Genomic DNA, 15,823 nt, shown 5'->3' with positions numbered 1-15,823 from the left:
GCATCGGCCGTCTCCGGACAGCCGATGTCATTCGCGTGTAAAATTGCGGGTTTTTGACCCCTCACATGGCGAAAGCCCTTCCGCGGGCGCCCGTCCCGGGCCCGGCCTTCATTCGCCTGCTGGCGCGCCTGAGCGATGCGCCGATGCCCGCGTCCAGCCCCGCGCTGGCCGACCGGCTCGGCCAATGGATCGACTGGAACCGCGCAGTGGCGGTGTCTCGGGCGCTGGACGGCAAACTGCCCGAGCCTGCCGAGGACGCCCCCGAGGCGCCGGAACCGTCGGCGCTGGAGGCCGAATGCGGCCGCGTGCGCGCCGCGCTGGAAGAGAGCATCGCTCTGGACATCGCCAAGGAAACCGGCAAGCCCGTGGGCAAGCGCCAGCACGATCCCGACGCACCGATCGACTACGCGCCATTCCGCCAGCGCTACCTGGCGCTGCAGCGCGCGATGCTCACCGCCACCGGGCGCCTGCGCGGCCTGCTGCGCGATGCGCTGGTCCCGCTCTCGCCGGAGATGGCGCGGCTGGCCGAGGTCGATGCGGTGATGGAACTGACCCTGAGCCCGCGCGAGCAGACCCTGCTGGCAACGGTGCCCAACCTGCTGGAAGCGCATTTCCAGCGCCTGCGCGCCGCCGCGGCGCCCGCCCCCGATCCTTCCCTCACCGACGTTCCGCCGGCGCCTGCCGACACGGCTTGGCTGGACCTGTTCCGCCAGGACCTGCACAGCGTGTTGCGCGCCGAACTGGACGTCCGTTTCCATCCCATCGAAGCGCTGCTCGCCGCGCTTCGCAGCCGTTGATTCGACCCTCATGCCCAAGACCCTGCTCCATTCCGTCCTGTTCCTCGCCGGCCTCGCCGTGGTCTGCTGGATCGGCGTCGGTTATCTCGGCTCCAACCCGCTGGGCGCCAGCTTCGCCGCGCTGATCGGCCTCTGCTACCTGGCCGGCATCGCCGAGTTGTACCGCTACCGTCAGGCTACGGCGACATTGCAGACCGCGCTGAGCGAGGCCGAGTCCGCGCGCGACGACCTGGGCGGCTGGCTGCAACGGCTGCACCCGAGCCTGCGCAACGCGGTGCGCCTGCGCATCGAAGGCGAGCGCGCGGCCCTGCCGGTGCCGGCGCTGACCCCGTACCTGGTCGGCCTGCTGGTGCTGCTGGGCATGCTCGGCACCTTCCTTGGCATGATGGCGACGCTGCGCGGCACCGGCCTGGCGCTGGACAGCGCCACCGATCTGAATGCCATCCGCGCCTCGCTGGCGGCGCCGCTGAAGGGCCTGGGCTTCGCCTTCGGCACCTCCATCGCCGGCGTGGCCGCGTCGGCGATGCTCGGCCTGCTCGCCGCGCTGTGCCGGCGCGAGCGTCTGCAGGCGGTGCAGCACCTGGACCTGCATGCGGCCACCGCGCTGCGCACGCATTCGCTGGCCTACCAGCGCAACGAGGCGTTCAAGCTGCTGCAGGCGCAAGCCACGCTGATGCCGGGCCTGATCGAGCGCATGCAGACGATGATGGCGGCGCTGGAACAGCACAGCGCGGTCAGCGGCGAACGCCTGGCCAGCGGCCAGGACGCCTTCCACAGCCGCACCGAGGCCGCCTACACGCGCCTGGCCGGCGCGGTCGAACACGCCCTGCAGGCCGGCGTGGCCGCGCATGCGCGTGCGTTCGGCGATGCGCTGGAGCCGGTGGTGCAACGCACGCTCGACGGCGTGGCACGCGAGACCGCCGCGCTGCAGGACAGCGTCGGCCAGGCGGTGCAGCTGCAGCTGGACGGCCTGGCCAATGGCTTCGCCCAGGCCGCCGAACAGGCAACGCAGCGCTGGGACAGCGCGCTGGCCGAGCAGCGACGCATCAATGGCGCGCTGCTGCAGGAACTCGGCAGCGCGCTGCAACGCGCCGGCGACGGCCTGGAGCAACGTGCCACCACGCTGGTGGAGGCGACCGCGGCACGCCTGCAGGGCGCCAGCGACGACGCCAGGCAGGCCTGGAGCGAAGCCCTGACGCAACAACGTGAGGTCAATGACAACCTCACCGCGCGCCATGCGCAGGCACTGGACACGGTAGCGAGCCGCCTGGATGCCACCGCCGAGGCGACACAGCAGGCCTGGAGCGCAGCGCTGGCGCAGCAGCGCGAGGTCAACGACGCGCTCGCCGCGCGTCATGCGCAGGCACTGGACACCGTGGCGACGCGCCTGGACGCCACCGCCGAGGCCGCACAACAGGGCTGGAACGCGGCGCTGACGCAGCAGCGCGACGTCAACGACACGCTCGCCACGCGCCATGCGCAGGCGCTGGAGACCGTGACCACCCGCCTGGATGCCACCGTCGAGGCCGCGCAACAGGCCTGGAGCGCGGCGCTGGCGCAGCAGCGCGAGATCAACGCGGCGTTGGCCGCGCACAACGCGCAGGCACTGGACGCCGCCGCCGCCAGCCTGGAGCAACGCGCCGCCGCGCTGGCCGAGACGCTGCAGCAGGCGCACGCCGACCTGCAGGACGCGCTGGAAGCGCGCGACCAGGCGCGCCTGCAGGCCTGGACCGACAGCTTCGCCGGCATGGCCGCGACACTCGGCGCGCAATGGGAACAGCACGGCGAGCGCATCGCGCAGCGCCAGCAGGAGATCTGCAGCACCCTGCAGGAAACCGCGGCGGCGATGTCCGAACAGAGCCAGGCACAGGCGCGCGACACCATCGCCGAGATCGAACGGCTGGTGCAGGTCGCCTCGGAAGCGCCGAAGGCCGCGGCCGACGTGGTCGCGGAACTGCGCCAGAAACTCTCCGACAGCATGGTCCGCGACACCGCCATGCTCGACGAGCGCAACCGCCTGCTGGCCACGCTGCAGACCTTGCTGGAAGCGGTCAACCACGCCTCCACCGAACAGCGCAGCGCGGTGGACGCCCTGGTCGCGACTTCGGCCGACCTGCTGGAGCGCGTCGGCAGCCGCTTCACCGACCGGATCGAGGCCGAGACCGGCAAGCTCGGCGACGCCGCCGCGCAGGTCGTCGCCGGCGCCACCGAGGTGGCCAGCCTGGGCGATGCGTTCTCCGGCGCGGTACAGGCCTTCGGCGAGTCGAACATGGCCCTGCTGGAACGCCTGCAGGGCATCGAGCAGGCCCTGGACAAGTCGCTGGCGCGCAGCGACGAGCAACTCGCCTACTACGTGGCGCAGGCGCGCGAAGTGATCGACCTGAGCATGCTCTCGCAGCAGCAGATCACCGAGGAATTGCGTCAGCTCGCCACGCGCCAGGCGCCCGACCAGGCCGACGCGGCATGAGCGACGAGCTGGAACTCGAGGCCGACAGCGGCGCGCCGGTCTGGGCGGTGTTCGGCGACCTGATGTCGGTGCTGCTCGGCGCCTTCGTGCTGATCCTGATCGGGGTGATCGGCGTGCAGCTGCAGCTGTCGAACAAGCTGGATGCGGAAATGCGTCAGCGCCAGCTTGAAGCGCAGCAGCGCAAGACCCTGGAACAGGCGCTGGCCGCGCCGCTGGCGGCCGGCCGGGTGACCCTGGTCGACGGCCGCATCGGCATCCGCGGCAATGTGCTGTTCGCCCTGAACTCCGATCAGTTGCAGCCGGAGGGCCGCGACCTGCTGAAGAGCCTGGCCGCGCCGCTGGCCGGCTACCTCAAGGCGCGCGACGAGATCCTGATGGTCAGCGGCTTCACCGACGATCGCCAGGTGCGCGAGAGCAATCGCCAGTTCGCCGACAACTGGGAACTGTCGGCCGAACGCGCGTTGACCGTGACCCGTGCGCTGATCGAGGCAGGCGTCCCCGCCGATGCGGTCTTCGCCGCCGCCTTCGGCGCGCAGCAGCCGGTGGCGCCGAACGTGGACGAGGCCGGACGCGCCAGCAACCGCCGCGTGGAAATGGCACCGCTGCCGCGCATGCGCAAGCGCAAGCGTGCCGCGACACCGCATGCACCCTGATCGGATCCCGGCTGCCGACCGCCTCGCCGCCTTGCGTGCACAGCATGCCGAGCGGCTGGACGCGCTGCGCTTCCGTTTCCTCGAAGCGCTGGCGCGCCGCACCGAGGCGCAGCAGGGCAAGGCGCGGGAACTGCTGGAGCAGAAGCTGTCCGCGTTGCTCGACGCTTACGCCGCGACATTGGCCATGGCGCCGCAGAATGCCGCTGATGCCGCGATGCGAGCGCCGCAACCAGGCCCGCTCGGCACCTTGCTGGCGCAGTACCGGCCTGCGACTGCGGCGACCACCGCCTACAGCGGCCAGGACACCAACGTCGGCGCCCATGAGGATGCCGACACCGAGACGTGCAAGGCGACCGGCGCAATCGACGCAGACGCCGCTGCGCCGTCGCACGCGCCAGCAGCAAGCGCCGCAGCGCGCCTCGCCGCACCACAGTTGCCAGCGGTCGAAGAGGCACGCCGGCTGTGGACAGAACTGCGCAGCCGCAGCCAATTGCGGCAGTCGCTGCAACCGGCCCCCGCCGACGCCGGCCCGCTCAACTCCGGCGTGCTGGTGCATCGCGCATTGGCGTTGATGCGCACGCTTTCGCCCGGCTACCTGCAGCACTTTCTGTCCTACGTCGACGCACTGTCCTGGTTGCAGCAACTGCAGGAGGCGGGCGCATTGGCGACGCCACAGAAATCCGGCAGCGCTGCCGGCAAGCCTGCGACGCCGCGCAGCAAGCCGCGCAAGCGCGGTTGAGCACCTCGCCAATGCACGTAACGCCGACAGCGTCATGGCAGGAGTGGCTTTAGCTGCGACGGGCGTTACAGGGAACAGCGGTCGCGGCTGATCCCCGAAAAGGGGACAAGAGCCGCTCCTACGAGATCCACTTCCCTCATACGTCACACCCGCACAGGCAAGAAAAAGGCCGGCATGCGCCGGCCTTTTTCGTCACCATCGTGGCTCTCGGCTTACAGCGCCTTCGCCGCCGCCACCACGTGTTCGGCGGTGATCTGGAAGTGCTTGTACAGCACGTTCGCCGGCGCCGAGGCGCCGAAGCTGTCGATGCCCACCACCGCGCCGTCCAGGCCCACGTAGGCTCGCCAGAAGGCGGTGACGCCCGCTTCCACCGCCACGCGCTTGCGCACCGCCGCCGGCAGCACCGACTCGCGGTAGGCGGCGTCCTGGCGATCGAACACGTCGGTGCACGGCATCGACACCACGCGGGTCTTCAGGCCCGCGGCATCCAGCGCCTGCTTGGCTTCCACCGCCAGGCCCACTTCCGAGCCGGTACCGATCAGGATCATGTCGGGCGTGCCGCCTTCGGCATCGGCCAGCACGTAACCGCCGCGCTCGATCAACTTGATCTGCTCGGCGCTGCGCGGCTGGTGCGGCAGGTTCTGGCGGCTGAACACCAGGCAGCTCGGGCCGTCCTTGCGGGTGATCGCGGCCTTCCAGCTCACCGCCGACTCCACCGTGTCGCAGGGGCGCCACACGTCGTTGTTGGGGATGTAGCGCAGCGACGCCAGATGCTCCACCGGCTGGTGGGTCGGGCCGTCCTCGCCCAGGCCGATCGAGTCGTGGGTGTAGACGTGGATCGCATGCGCCGGGATCAGCGCGCTCATGCGCACGCCGTTGCGCGCGTAGTCGCTGAACACCAGGAAGGTGGCGTCGAACGGAATGAAACCGCCGTGCAGTGCCAGGCCGTTGGCGATGGCGGTCATGCCGAACTCGCGCACGCCGTAGTACACGTAGTTGGCGTTCGGGTCATCCGTGGCGACCGACTTGCTGGCCTTCCACAGGGTCAGGTTGGAATGCGCCAGGTCGGCCGAACCGCCGACCAGTTCAGGCAGCAGCGGCGCGAACGCCTCGATCGCCATCTGCGAGGCCTTGCGCGAGGCGATGGTCTGGCCTTCGGCGGCTTGCTTGGCGATGTAGGCGTCGGCCTGGGCGAGGAAGTCTTCCGGCAGCTCGCCATGCGAGCGGCGGGTCAGTTCCGCAGCTTCGGCCGGGTACTGCTTGGCGTACTTGTCGAAGGCCTGCTCCCACTCGGCCTGGCGCAGCGTACCCGCACCGCCGGCGCGCCAGCCGTCGTAGATCGCCTGCGGGATCTCGAACGGCGCATACGGCCAGTTCAGCGCCTTGCGCGCGCCTTCCAACTCTTCCTTGCCCAGCGCGGCGCCATGCGAGGATTCCTTGCCGGCCTTGGTCGGCGCACCGAAGCCGATGGTGGTGCGGCAGCAGATCAGGGTCGGCTTCTCGCTCTCGGCGATCGCCGCCTCGATCGCGGCCTTGACCGCGTCGGCATCCTGGCCGTCGACGTCGCGGATCACGTGCCAGTTATAGGCCTCGAACCGGGCCGGGGTGTTGTCGCTGAACCAGCCGGCGGTGTTGCCGTCGATGGAGATATGGTTGTTGTCCCAGAACGCCACCAGCTTGCCCAGGCCCCAGGTGCCGGCCAGCGAGGCGGCCTCGTGGGACACGCCCTCCATCATGCAGCCGTCGCCCATGAACACCCAGGTGCGGTGGTCGACGATCTGGTGCTCGGGGCGATTGTAGCGCTGCGCCAGCAGCTTCTCGGCCAGCGCGAAACCGACCGCGTTGGCAAAGCCCTGGCCCAGTGGACCGGTGGTGGTCTCCACCCCCGGGGTCTCGCTGCGCTCGGGGTGGCCGGCGGTCTTGCTGTGCAGTTGGCGGAAGCGCTTGAGCTCCTCGATCGGCAGGTCGTAGCCGGACAGGTGCAGCAGCGCGTACTGCAGCATCGAGCCGTGGCCGTTGGACAGCACGAAGCGGTCGCGGTTGAACCAGTGCGGATTGTTCGGGTTGTGGCTGAGGAAGTCGTTCCACAGCACTTCGGCGATGTCGGCCATGCCCATCGGCATGCCGGGATGGCCGGAATTGGCGGCCTCGACCGCATCGGCGGCAAGGAAACGGATCGCGTTGGCGAGTTCGCGGCGGGTAGGCGTCGTCATGAGGGATCTGTCGGAAGCGGGCGCGTGGCGTCGGGCCCACTATTGTCCCACAGGCGGGGATTGGGGATTGGGGATTAGGGATTGGTAGCGTCACCGGCTTTAGACCTCAGATGACGTAGGAGCGGCTTCAGCCGCGACAGACGTTCACCAGGAAGCCCATCGCGGCTGAAGCCGCTCCCACGCCTGGCCCGTCAGGCGGCGACACTGCCGCCTTCACCAATCCCGAATCCCGACTCCCTAATCCCCGCCATCCTCGCCCTTGGCTACCATCGTGGTCAGGGCCAGGTCGCCGGTCACGTTCAGCGCGGTGCGGCACATGTCCAGGAAATGGTTGACGCCCAGGATCATGCCGATGCCGACCGGGTCCACCCCGACCATCGCGCAGATCAGCGCCACCACCGGCAGCGAGCCGGACGGGACGCCCGCAGTGCCGATGCCGCCGAGGATGCACACCAGCATCACCATGCACTGCTGCGCGATGCTCAGCTCCACGCCGAAGAACTGGGCCAGGAAGATCACCGTCACGCCCTCGAACAGCGCAGTGCCGTTCTGGTTGGCGGTGGCGCCGACGGTGAGCACGAACCGCGACACCTTGTGCGGCAGCCCCATCTGGTCGGCCACGCGCAGCGCGGTCGGCAGGGTGGCGTTGCTGGACGCGGTGGAAAACGCCATCACCGTCGCCTCGCGGGTGGCGCGGAAGAACCACAGCGGCGAGCGCCCGGCCAGGCGCACCGCCACGCCGTAGCTCACCACCATGTGCAGGCCCAGCGCCAGCACCACCACGCCCACGTAGGCGCCCAGCCGCACCAGCAGCTCGAAGCCGAACAGCGCCGCCAGGTTGAACATGAAGCAGGCCACCGCATACGGCGCCAGGCGGATCACCAGCCCGATCAGGGTCATCGAGATCTCGAACACGCCCTCGATGCCGCGTCGCAGCGTCGCCACCTTGGCGTCTTCGCTGAGCACCATGCCCACGCCGAACATCACCGCGAAGAACATCAGCGACAGGATCGCGCCATTGCTGGAGGCGGCTGCGACCACGTTGTCGGGCACGATGGACAAGAGCATGTCCATGCCGTGCGGCTGGTGCTTGCTCTGGTCGACGATCTGCGCGGTGCGCTCCACGTTCTGCTGCAGCAACTGCTGCGCCAGTTCGCGATCCACGCCGATGCCGGGCTTGAGCACGTTGACCAGCACCAGGCCCAGCAGCACCGCCACACCGGACAGCACCACCGTGTAGCCCAGAGTCTTCCAGCCGATACGCCCAAGCGCACGGATGTCGCCCATCTCCGAAATGCCCATCACCAGCGCCGAGAACAGCAGCGGCACGATCAGCATGAAGATCAGGCTGAGGAACAGCTTGGAGAACGGCGTGGTGAGGTACTTGGTCAGCGCCTGCACCCAGGCCGCGTCGCCGCCCACGCTCATGTGCACCGCCAGGCCCAGCACCAGCCCGAGGACGAAGCCGATCGCCATTTTCCAGTGCAACGGCATGCCGGTTTCGGCCTTCACGGGGGTGTCGGTCATGAGTACGCCTTGCGAGGAGAGGCACTCAGCTTAACAAACCGTGAGCAGACATCGACCAACACACGCTGACACAGGCTGCGCTGCGGGTGCCTCGGCTTGCCAAGGGGCGCCGACAACGTGAGGCTTGCCGAGGCTGGCGAACCGCACCGCGCGCCATCGCGTCATCGGACGGCTGGCTGGCGAGCCCCCCGCCGGCTCAGGCGTTGCGCCTCGGATACAGCGGCGGCAGATCGTCTGCGGCCGCGCCGCGCGTTGCGACGCGCCAGCGTGGACCGGACGCGAACGCCGCGCGCAACGCAGCACGCGCACCGGCCACATCGCCGCCACTGCCCCAGCGCGCGTGCTGCATACGCAGGACGGCGTCGCGCTGCGCCGGATCGTCAAGACGCTGCACCACCATATCCAGGTCGGCGACGCCGGCCTGCGCGCACAGGATCGCCGCGACCTCGTCGAGTCCGCCGCTGTCCAGCGCCTTGCGCAGTTCCGGCAGTGCGGCGCGTGCACGCGCAGGCGTCGATGTCGCGCCAGGCGCCGCATTGCCCGTCGTGGCCGGCAGTGCCGCGACGGCGCGCGAGTGGCGCACGCGGCGCCAGGCCCAGACAAGGGTCACCAGCCACAGCACCGCGAAGCCCACGGCCAACCCCATCCACAGCGGCAAGGAGGCAAGCCGCCCCTGCAGTGTGTGCGTCGGCGTCACCGCGGTGTCGGCAGGAACCACGCTCAGCGTCGGCGCCGCCGGGCTGACCGGCGCCGGGGCCGGCGCGGGCACGCCCTGTCCGGGCTGCACCTGCAGGGTCAGGTCCGGCAGGCTGGCCTCGCGCGCCGCGCCGGCGCCGACGTCCCACCAGGGCATGCGCAGGCCGCGCACCAGCAGCGGGCCGGCCGCCTGCGGCACGATCGAGTAACGGCGGGTGACGGTCACCTGCGGGCCGCCGTCGACGAAGCGTTCCTGTACCTGCGGCGGCTCCGCGAACACCTGCGCGCCATCGACGCTGGGCGTGGGCAGTTCGGGGAACTGCGCCTGCGTCGCGCCGCGTGCGGTGGCCTCGACCACGATGTCGGCAGCCTCCCCGGCCTTGGCACGCTGCGGCGTGGCGGTGTAGCGCAGGCGCAGTTCGTGCAGCGGCAGCCAGGGCTGCGGCGCATTGGCCGGCTGCGCGCGTACCTGCAGGGTCTGCGCAGTGCCGCGCGCATTGAGTTCGCCGCCGCGGCCGAAGTAGTCGTCGAAGAAGCCGGTGGGGCCGCGTCCGTTGAATCGCGCCCCCGGCAACAGCAGCGTGCCGCTGCGTTCGGGGACCAGCAGGTAGTGCCGCTCGATCACCGTATACATGCGTCCGTCGATCTGGCGACGATTCTGGATGTCGTCGCCGACGCGCTGCAGCGACGCCCCGGCCGGCGCATCCAGGTCGAGCTCGCCCGAACTCAGCGGCACGCCGAGATACAACCGCACCACCACGCCCACGCTCTGCTGCACATACGGCTTTGCATCGTCGACGACGGTCTGCACGAACACATCGGCATTGGCTACCTGCGCCGGCACATCGGCATTGGTGGTGGCCGGCACCGCGGCACTGGCCGCAGCGACTTCCAGCCGCAGTGGCGCGGTGCGCTCGTTGCCGACCTGCAGCGACGGGATCTCCAGGGTGCCGGTGTCGCGCGGGGTCAGCATCACGCCGAACAAGGATTTCGCCGAGACCGCGCCGTTGACGATCTGCATCTGCCGGCTCTTGACCTCGTTGCTGAGCGCGAAATCCGCGCGCAACGGCGTGTAGTCCGGCGTGGCCACGCCCTGGTCGGTCTCGATGTTGAGGGTCACGCCCTCGCCGGCGCCGACGTTGTCGCGGTCCAGCCACGCGCGCGTGGCCGCACCCGCCGGCAGCGCCAGCAGCAGCGCGGCCGCTACCATCAGCACCGCGCACAGCCGTGTCCCCTGGCCGAGTCGCCTGAAGTGGATCATGGTTCTTGTTCCCGCTGCCTGCGTTCGTGTTCCAGCCTGAATTTGGCGCGCAGCAGATTGCCCGGATCGTCCGGCACCCGCCGCAACCATGCCTCCACCGCCTGGCGCTGCTCGCGCTGCTGCGGCGTCTCGTTGGCGGCGGCAGCGGCGCGTTCGGCAGCCTGCTTGTCGGCGCCGCCTTGCTGCGCCATCGCCTGCTGCATCTGCTGGCGCTGCGCCGCATCGGCCTGTTGTTGCGCCTGCGCATCGCCGGGCTTCGGCGGCGCCTGCTGCGCGTCCTTGGCGCCATTGCGTCCCTGCTGGCCGTCCCGCTGCTGGCCGTTCTGTTGCTGCCCGTCCTTCTGCTGCTGGTCCTTCTGCGCACCGTTCTGCTGTTGACCCGACTGTTGCTGGCCGTTTTGCTGCTGGCCGCTCTGTTGCTGACCGTTCTGCGACTGCCCGCCCTTCTGCTGCTGCCCGTCCTTGCCCTGCTGGCCGGATTTGGAGTTCTGCGACGACTGCCGCTTGCGCGCCGCCTCCACCGCCGCACGGTTGGCGATCGCATCGGCCATCTGCGGATGCAGCTTCAGCGCCTTGTCGTAGGCGTCGATCGCCTCGTCGTAGCGGCCCTGGCGCGCCAGCGCATTGCCGAGGTTGTACCAGCCGGCGTCGCTGTCGATGCCTTCGAACTGCTGCTGCGCGGCGGCGAAATCGCCCTTGCGATAGGCCTGCACGCCCGCGTCCAGCCGTTGCTGGCGGATCTGGTCGGCACGTTTCCACAACCCGCCTGCGACAGGACCGGGTGGCGGCGTCGGGATCTGTGGCGGCGCCGGTGCCTGCGCATGCACCGGGAGCGGCATCGCCAGCGGCGCCAGCACCAGCAGCAGCACCGCCGCCCCACCGCGACGGCGGAACGCGAGCAATGCCAGCAGCATCAGCGGCGGCAGCAGCCAGTAGCCCTGGTCCAGCCAGACCCGGCCATGGCTTTCGTCGGCGGCCGTCGCATCCTCTTCCTGCGGCCGCAGCACGCCAAGCGCGCGCAGATCCGTCTCGTCGGGCGTCAGCCCGGCGTAGCGACCGGTGCCGGCCGCCGCCAGCGCGCGCAACGCGCCCGCATCCAGTTGTGCGTGCGCGAGCCGGCCCTGGTCGTCGCGGTAGGCGGCGCCCTGCGCGGTCCCCAATCCCAACGCGGACACGTGATAGCCCTGCCCGGCCGCACGCGCCGCCGCCTGTTGCGCCTGCGCATCGGCCTGGTCGCTGAGCACCAGGATGTCGCCGCGGGAGAAGCCGGCCTGGCGCAGCAACTGCGCCGCCCAGTCGATCGCCAGGTCGGTGCGCTGCCCCGCCACCGGCATCACCTGCGGCGACAACGCGTCCAGAAACAGGCCCACGTTCGCCGCATCGTCGGTCAGCGGCGCCACCGTATACGGCTCGCCAGCGTAGGCCACCAGCGCCACTTCGCCACCGGCGCGCTCGTGCAGCAGCCGCGCCAGCTTGGCCCGTGCCTGCAGCAGCCGCGACGGCGGCAGGTCGCGCGCGTCGATCTGCGCGGACAGATCCAGCGCGATCACCAGGGGCGTGCGCGCCTGCCACAGCGGCTGCTGTTCCTGCCGCCAACTCGGCCCGGCCAGCGCCAACACGGCCAGCGCATACCCCAGCGCGCCCAGCAACAGGCCGGCGCGGCCCTTGGCATCGCCGCGCGCCAGCAGGTGCGGCAGCAGATGCGAATCCACCGTGCGCCGCCAGATGTCGCGGCGCCGGCGCCGCCGCCACCAGCTCCACGCCAGCAGCGGCAGCAACAGCAGCGCCCACAACCACTCCGGGCGCAGCAGATGCAGGGCCTGGAGGAACTCCGCCACGCGGGTCATTGCCGCCTCCAGGGCCAGATGAAGGACAGCAATGCCAGGACCAGCGCCGCGGCCAACGGCCAGGCGTAGCGTTCGATCCGCGGCCGCACCGCCGGACCGGCCGAACGCACCGGCTCGAGCCGGTCCAGTTCGGCGTAGATCGACGCCAGCTCGGCGGTGTCGCGGGCGCGGAAGAAGCGCCCGCCGGTGTCCTGCGCGATCTTGCGCAGCGTGTCCTCGTCGACCTGGTCGTCGCCGCCGCTGCCGGGGATGGGCAGGCCGAACAGGGACATGCCGCCATCGCCGCCGAAGGCGATGGTGTACACGCGCACGTGTTCGGCCTTGGCCAGTTCCGCGGCCTTCAGCGGGTCGAGCACGCCGGCGGTGTTGACGCCGTCGGTGAGCACGATCAGCACGCGCTCGCCCTGCTTCTGCTCGCGCAGGCGCTTGACCGCCAGCGCGATCGCATCGCCCAACGCGGTCTCGCGCCCGGCCAGGCCGACCACGCTGTCGCGCAACTGGTCGCGCACCGTGGCCAGATCGGCGGTCAACGGGGTCAGCGCATAGGCCTGCTGGCCGAACACCAGCAGGCCGATGCGGTCGCCGTCGCGGCGGTCGAGGAAGTCGGCCAGCACCGCCTTGGCCGCGGTGAGGCGATCGACCACGCGTCCGCCCAGGGTCATGTCCGGCTCGCTCATGCTGCCGGACAGATCCACCGCCAGCATCAACTGGCGTGCCTGCTGCGGCGGCATGATGGGTTCGCCCAGTTGCAGCGGACGCGCCGCCGCTGCGCACAGGCAGAACCAGGCCAGCCATGCCAGCCACACGCTGGCACGCCACAATCCGCCGCGCGCCGGCGCGGCGGCCACGGCCTGCAGGCGTTCGCCATAGGGCACGCGCAAGGCCGGCGCATTGCCGCGCCGCGCCGGCAGCAGCAGGTTGGCCAGCAACGGCAGCGGCACCGCCAGCCACATCCAGGGCCAGGCGAAACCGGCCACCAGGTCGCTGAGACTCTGCAACGATGACGGCAACAGGCTCATCGCCGTCCTCCGCGCCGCGTCGCCGCCATCAACGTCAGAAACCGGCGCCGCGCCAGCGGCAGCAATGCCTCCACCTGTGCCGGGTCGAGGCTGGGACGATAGCCGCCGTCGAGCAGCACACGGCCGGGGCCGGCGGAGAACGCCTGGTGTTTGTCGCCACCATCCAGGAACCGCAACCACTCTTCGCCCTGCAGCGCCGCAGCGGCCGGATCGTGGCGTTGCGCCGCGCGCCGCAGCAGTTCCGAGACCTCGGCCACCTGCGCCGGCGGTTCGCCCGTACGCGTTGCCGCGTCGAACTGGCGCTGCCAGCGCTGCACGCGCTGGCGCCGACGCAACCACACGAACAGCGCCGCACCGATCGCCAGCAGCAGCACGGCCGCCAGCATCCACCAGCCCGGTGCGGGCGGCCACCACGCCGGTGCCGGCGGCAGGTGCACATCGCGCAGGGGAAGTTGCTGCGGGCTCATGGCGTCGCGCCCCGCTGCACCGGCAGCAACCACGACTCGCTGGGCGCGTCGCTCAACAGCACCCGCACCTGCACGCCGCGGCCCGGCAGTTCCGCGGCCAGGGTTTCCAGCGGCTGCACGAACTGCGCGCGCCAGCGCTGCTGCGCGGCGCTCGCCAGCAGATCCACTTCCACGCGGCGGCCGCTTGCCCAGAACGGAAGAGACGCGCGAGGCGGCTGCACTTCCAGCGGATCGGCAAGCAGCAGCAGCTCCACTTCGTTGTGCAGCGCCAGCGCGGCCCAGCGGGCGGCGGGCACTGCCTGCGCGCTGGCCGGATCGGCCAGCACGGTCAGGCGCGATCCCGGTCGCAGCAGCTTGGCCGCGTGATCCAGCGCCATGCCCAGGCCAGCGTCTTCCTGCGGCGGCTGTGCGTACCAGCGTGCCAGCGCATCGAGCACACGCAGCACGCCGCGCGGTCCGGACGCGGGCGGCACCGGCGCTTCGCTGCGGCTGCCGCGCAAGGCGGCCAGCCGATCGCCCTGTCGCTGCGCCGCCCACGCCGCCACCGCGCCGGCACGCGCGGCCTGCACCGACTTGAAGCGGACGCGGGTGCCGAAGTACAGCGACGGCGCGGTATCGGCGACGATCAGGCTGAGCCGTTCGCGCTCGGCCTGGAACAATTTGGTGTGGGTGCGGCCGCTGCGCGCAGTCAGCCGCCAATCGATGTGCCGCACGTCATCGCCCACCACGTACTCGCGCGATTCGGCGTATTCCATGCCGCGCCCACGCATCGGCGACGGGGCGGCCCCACTGAGGCCATGACGGCCGCGGCGCGGCGGTGGAATGCGCGCGACCGCCGCGCGCAGGGCCACCAGCTCGGCCAGGCTGGGGCGAATCCCCGCCTCGGCCGGCGCGGCGGCGTGCGGCATGCCCGGCGCGGTCGGCGCGGTCGGCTGCGGTGCCATCGTCGTTACTCCGCGCGCAGGCGGACGGCGGACAGCAGCCGTGCTTGGCGGCGCCCGCTCACGGCGGCGGCACCTTGTCCAACAGGGCCGCGACCAGGCGATCGCCGTCCCAGCCTTCGGCGGTAGCTTCGTAGCTGGGCAGCACGCGATGGCGCAGCACATCGGCGGCGACCGCGCGCACGTCGTCGGGCGTGACGAAGTCGCGTCCGGCCAGCCACGCCCGGGCGCGGGCGCAACGCTCCAGCGCGATCGAGCCGCGCGGGCTTGCCCCCCAGGCGATGCGCCGCGCCAATGCGGCGTCGTAGCCGCTGGCGTCGCGCGAGGCCAGCACCAGTTCGATCAGATAGCGCTCCAGCGGCGGCGCCATGTGCAACGCCAGCACCGCGCGGCGCGCCGCGAACACGTCTTCCAGCGGCATGCGCGGCGGCGGTGCCTCGCCCGACTCCAGCGTCTCGCGAGCGCGCTCGCGGGCCAGGCGCAGGATCTCCGCTTCCGCGGCCGCCTCCGGATAGCCGATCCGCACATGCATCAGGAAGCGATCCAACTGCGCCTCCGGCAGCGGGAAGGTGCCTTCCTGCTCGATCGGATTCTGCGTCGCCATCACCAGGAACAGCTTCGGCAGCGCATAGGTATGCCGGCCGACGGTCACCTGGCGCTCGCCCATCGCTTCGAGCAGCGCCGACTGCACCTTGGCCGGTGCGCGGTTGATTTCGTCGGCGAGCAGGATCGGATGGAAGATCGGCCCGGGCAGGAACTCGAAGCGGCTCTCCTGCGGACGCCACACCTCGGTGCCGGTAAGGTCGGCCGGGAGCAGGTCGGGCGTGAACTGCACGCGGGCGAAGTCCGCTTCCAGGCGTGAGGCCAGGGCGCGGATCGCCGTGGTCTTGGCCAGGCCGGGCGCGCCTTCGACCAGCAGATGGCCGTCGGCGAGCAGCGCGATCAGCAGGCGTTCCACCAGCGCCGACTGGCCGACGATGGTCTGGGACAGGCCGTCGCGCAGGGCGACGAACGCGGCGTGCAAGCGCTGCTGCTCGGGCGCGGCCGGCGGGGAATCGAGGGGTGAGGAGGACGTGTTCATTTGCGCAGTCTGACCGATCACCGGTGAAAATGGTTCAGCGCGCGGCCGACGCCGCGTGCGGCGAATTCAGGATTTCCTCATCCACGCAGCATAAACGCCGACGGGAGAGGCTTGC

General features: G+C 70.8%; 12 protein-coding genes. 4 read left to right on the top strand and 8 right to left on the bottom strand.

All coding sequences use genetic code 11. The annotated features are described in order from the left end of the window. Positions 1 to 65 precede the first annotated feature (65 nt). From RAB71_RS05970 to RAB71_RS05955, 4 genes are read left to right on the top strand one after another with little or no spacing between them, the layout of a single operon-like run. Positions 66 to 797, top strand: coding sequence for a DUF3348 domain-containing protein (locus tag RAB71_RS05970; protein ID WP_010340883.1), 732 nt, complete (start codon positions 66 to 68; stop codon positions 795 to 797). Positions 798 to 807: 10 nt separating this feature from the next. Continuing rightward, a complete protein-coding gene (locus RAB71_RS05965; protein WP_010340882.1) occupies positions 808 to 3,264 on the top strand; it encodes a DUF802 domain-containing protein in 2,457 nt (818 codons plus the stop codon). After that, positions 3,261 to 3,917, top strand: a complete 657-nt coding sequence (locus tag RAB71_RS05960) for an OmpA family protein (RefSeq protein WP_010340880.1) — start codon at positions 3,261 to 3,263, stop codon at positions 3,915 to 3,917. The genes RAB71_RS05965 and RAB71_RS05960 overlap by 4 nt, the downstream gene beginning before the upstream one ends. Continuing rightward, positions 3,907 to 4,656 (top strand): DUF2894 domain-containing protein, encoded by a 750-nt coding sequence (locus RAB71_RS05955; RefSeq protein ID WP_010340879.1) that lies wholly within the window; start codon positions 3,907 to 3,909, stop codon positions 4,654 to 4,656. Before RAB71_RS05960 ends, RAB71_RS05955 begins: the two co-directional genes overlap by 11 nt. A 212-nt stretch (positions 4,657 to 4,868) precedes the next feature. On the opposite strand, the gene tkt is transcribed toward RAB71_RS05955, so the two are convergent. From tkt to RAB71_RS05915, 8 genes are all read right to left on the bottom strand, one after another. Then, positions 4,869 to 6,869, bottom strand: coding sequence for a transketolase (gene tkt, locus RAB71_RS05950; RefSeq protein WP_010340878.1), 2,001 nt, complete (start codon positions 6,867 to 6,869; stop codon positions 4,869 to 4,871). 237 nt (positions 6,870 to 7,106) lie between these two features. After that, a complete protein-coding gene (locus RAB71_RS05945) occupies positions 7,107 to 8,396 on the bottom strand; it encodes a dicarboxylate/amino acid:cation symporter (protein WP_010340877.1) in 1,290 nt (429 codons plus the stop codon). Between the two features lie 196 nt (positions 8,397 to 8,592). After that, the gene (locus tag RAB71_RS05940; RefSeq protein ID WP_029561813.1) at positions 8,593 to 10,353 is read right to left on the bottom strand and encodes a BatD family protein; all 1,761 of its coding nucleotides are present in this window, start codon (positions 10,351 to 10,353) and stop codon (positions 8,593 to 8,595) included. Beyond that, positions 10,350 to 12,200 carry a VWA domain-containing protein gene (locus tag RAB71_RS05935; protein WP_010340875.1) on the bottom strand — a complete coding sequence of 617 codons (1,851 nt, stop codon included), beginning with the start codon at positions 12,198 to 12,200 and terminating at the stop codon, positions 10,350 to 10,352. Before RAB71_RS05935 ends, RAB71_RS05940 begins: the two co-directional genes overlap by 4 nt. Further along, positions 12,197 to 13,219 (bottom strand): VWA domain-containing protein, encoded by a 1,023-nt coding sequence (locus RAB71_RS05930; protein ID WP_010340874.1) that lies wholly within the window; start codon positions 13,217 to 13,219, stop codon positions 12,197 to 12,199. Before RAB71_RS05930 ends, RAB71_RS05935 begins: the two co-directional genes overlap by 4 nt. Beyond that, positions 13,216 to 13,686, bottom strand: coding sequence for a DUF4381 domain-containing protein (locus RAB71_RS05925; protein ID WP_010340873.1), 471 nt, complete (start codon positions 13,684 to 13,686; stop codon positions 13,216 to 13,218). Before RAB71_RS05925 ends, RAB71_RS05930 begins: the two co-directional genes overlap by 4 nt. Further along, the gene (locus tag RAB71_RS05920; RefSeq protein ID WP_104609593.1) at positions 13,683 to 14,630 is read right to left on the bottom strand and encodes a DUF58 domain-containing protein; all 948 of its coding nucleotides are present in this window, start codon (positions 14,628 to 14,630) and stop codon (positions 13,683 to 13,685) included. The genes RAB71_RS05925 and RAB71_RS05920 overlap by 4 nt, the downstream gene beginning before the upstream one ends. A gap of 58 nt (positions 14,631 to 14,688) precedes the next feature. Next, a complete protein-coding gene (locus tag RAB71_RS05915; protein WP_010340870.1) occupies positions 14,689 to 15,708 on the bottom strand; it encodes a MoxR family ATPase in 1,020 nt (339 codons plus the stop codon). Between the last annotated feature and the right edge of the window lie 115 nt (positions 15,709 to 15,823).

This window comes from Xanthomonas sacchari (genome assembly GCF_040529065.1).
Classification (GTDB): domain Bacteria; phylum Pseudomonadota; class Gammaproteobacteria; order Xanthomonadales; family Xanthomonadaceae; genus Xanthomonas_A; species Xanthomonas_A sacchari.
Note: the sequence above shows the minus strand (reverse complement) of the source record. Positions and strands in the feature narration are given on the sequence as shown.

What these genes read in the sequence shown, in the direction of transcription:
- RAB71_RS05945 (WP_010340877.1), bottom strand. Translation starts at nt 8,396, where the DNA reads ATGACCGACACCCCCGTGAAGGCCGAAACCGGCATGCCGTTGCACTGG.
- RAB71_RS05940 (WP_029561813.1), bottom strand. Translation starts at nt 10,353, where the DNA reads ATGATCCACTTCAGGCGACTCGGCCAGGGGACACGGCTGTGCGCGGTG.
- RAB71_RS05920 (WP_104609593.1), bottom strand. Translation starts at nt 14,630, where the DNA reads ATGGCACCGCAGCCGACCGCGCCGACCGCGCCGGGCATGCCGCACGCC.
- RAB71_RS05960 (WP_010340880.1), top strand. Translation starts at nt 3,261, where the DNA reads ATGAGCGACGAGCTGGAACTCGAGGCCGACAGCGGCGCGCCGGTCTGG.
- RAB71_RS05955 (WP_010340879.1), top strand. Translation starts at nt 3,907, where the DNA reads ATGCACCCTGATCGGATCCCGGCTGCCGACCGCCTCGCCGCCTTGCGT.
- RAB71_RS05965 (WP_010340882.1), top strand. Translation starts at nt 808, where the DNA reads ATGCCCAAGACCCTGCTCCATTCCGTCCTGTTCCTCGCCGGCCTCGCC.
- RAB71_RS05925 (WP_010340873.1), bottom strand. Translation starts at nt 13,686, where the DNA reads ATGAGCCCGCAGCAACTTCCCCTGCGCGATGTGCACCTGCCGCCGGCA.
- RAB71_RS05935 (WP_010340875.1), bottom strand. Translation starts at nt 12,200, where the DNA reads ATGACCCGCGTGGCGGAGTTCCTCCAGGCCCTGCATCTGCTGCGCCCG.
- tkt (WP_010340878.1), bottom strand. Translation starts at nt 6,869, where the DNA reads ATGACGACGCCTACCCGCCGCGAACTCGCCAACGCGATCCGTTTCCTT.
- RAB71_RS05970 (WP_010340883.1), top strand. Translation starts at nt 66, where the DNA reads ATGGCGAAAGCCCTTCCGCGGGCGCCCGTCCCGGGCCCGGCCTTCATT.
- RAB71_RS05930 (WP_010340874.1), bottom strand. Translation starts at nt 13,219, where the DNA reads ATGAGCCTGTTGCCGTCATCGTTGCAGAGTCTCAGCGACCTGGTGGCC.
- RAB71_RS05915 (WP_010340870.1), bottom strand. Translation starts at nt 15,708, where the DNA reads ATGAACACGTCCTCCTCACCCCTCGATTCCCCGCCGGCCGCGCCCGAG.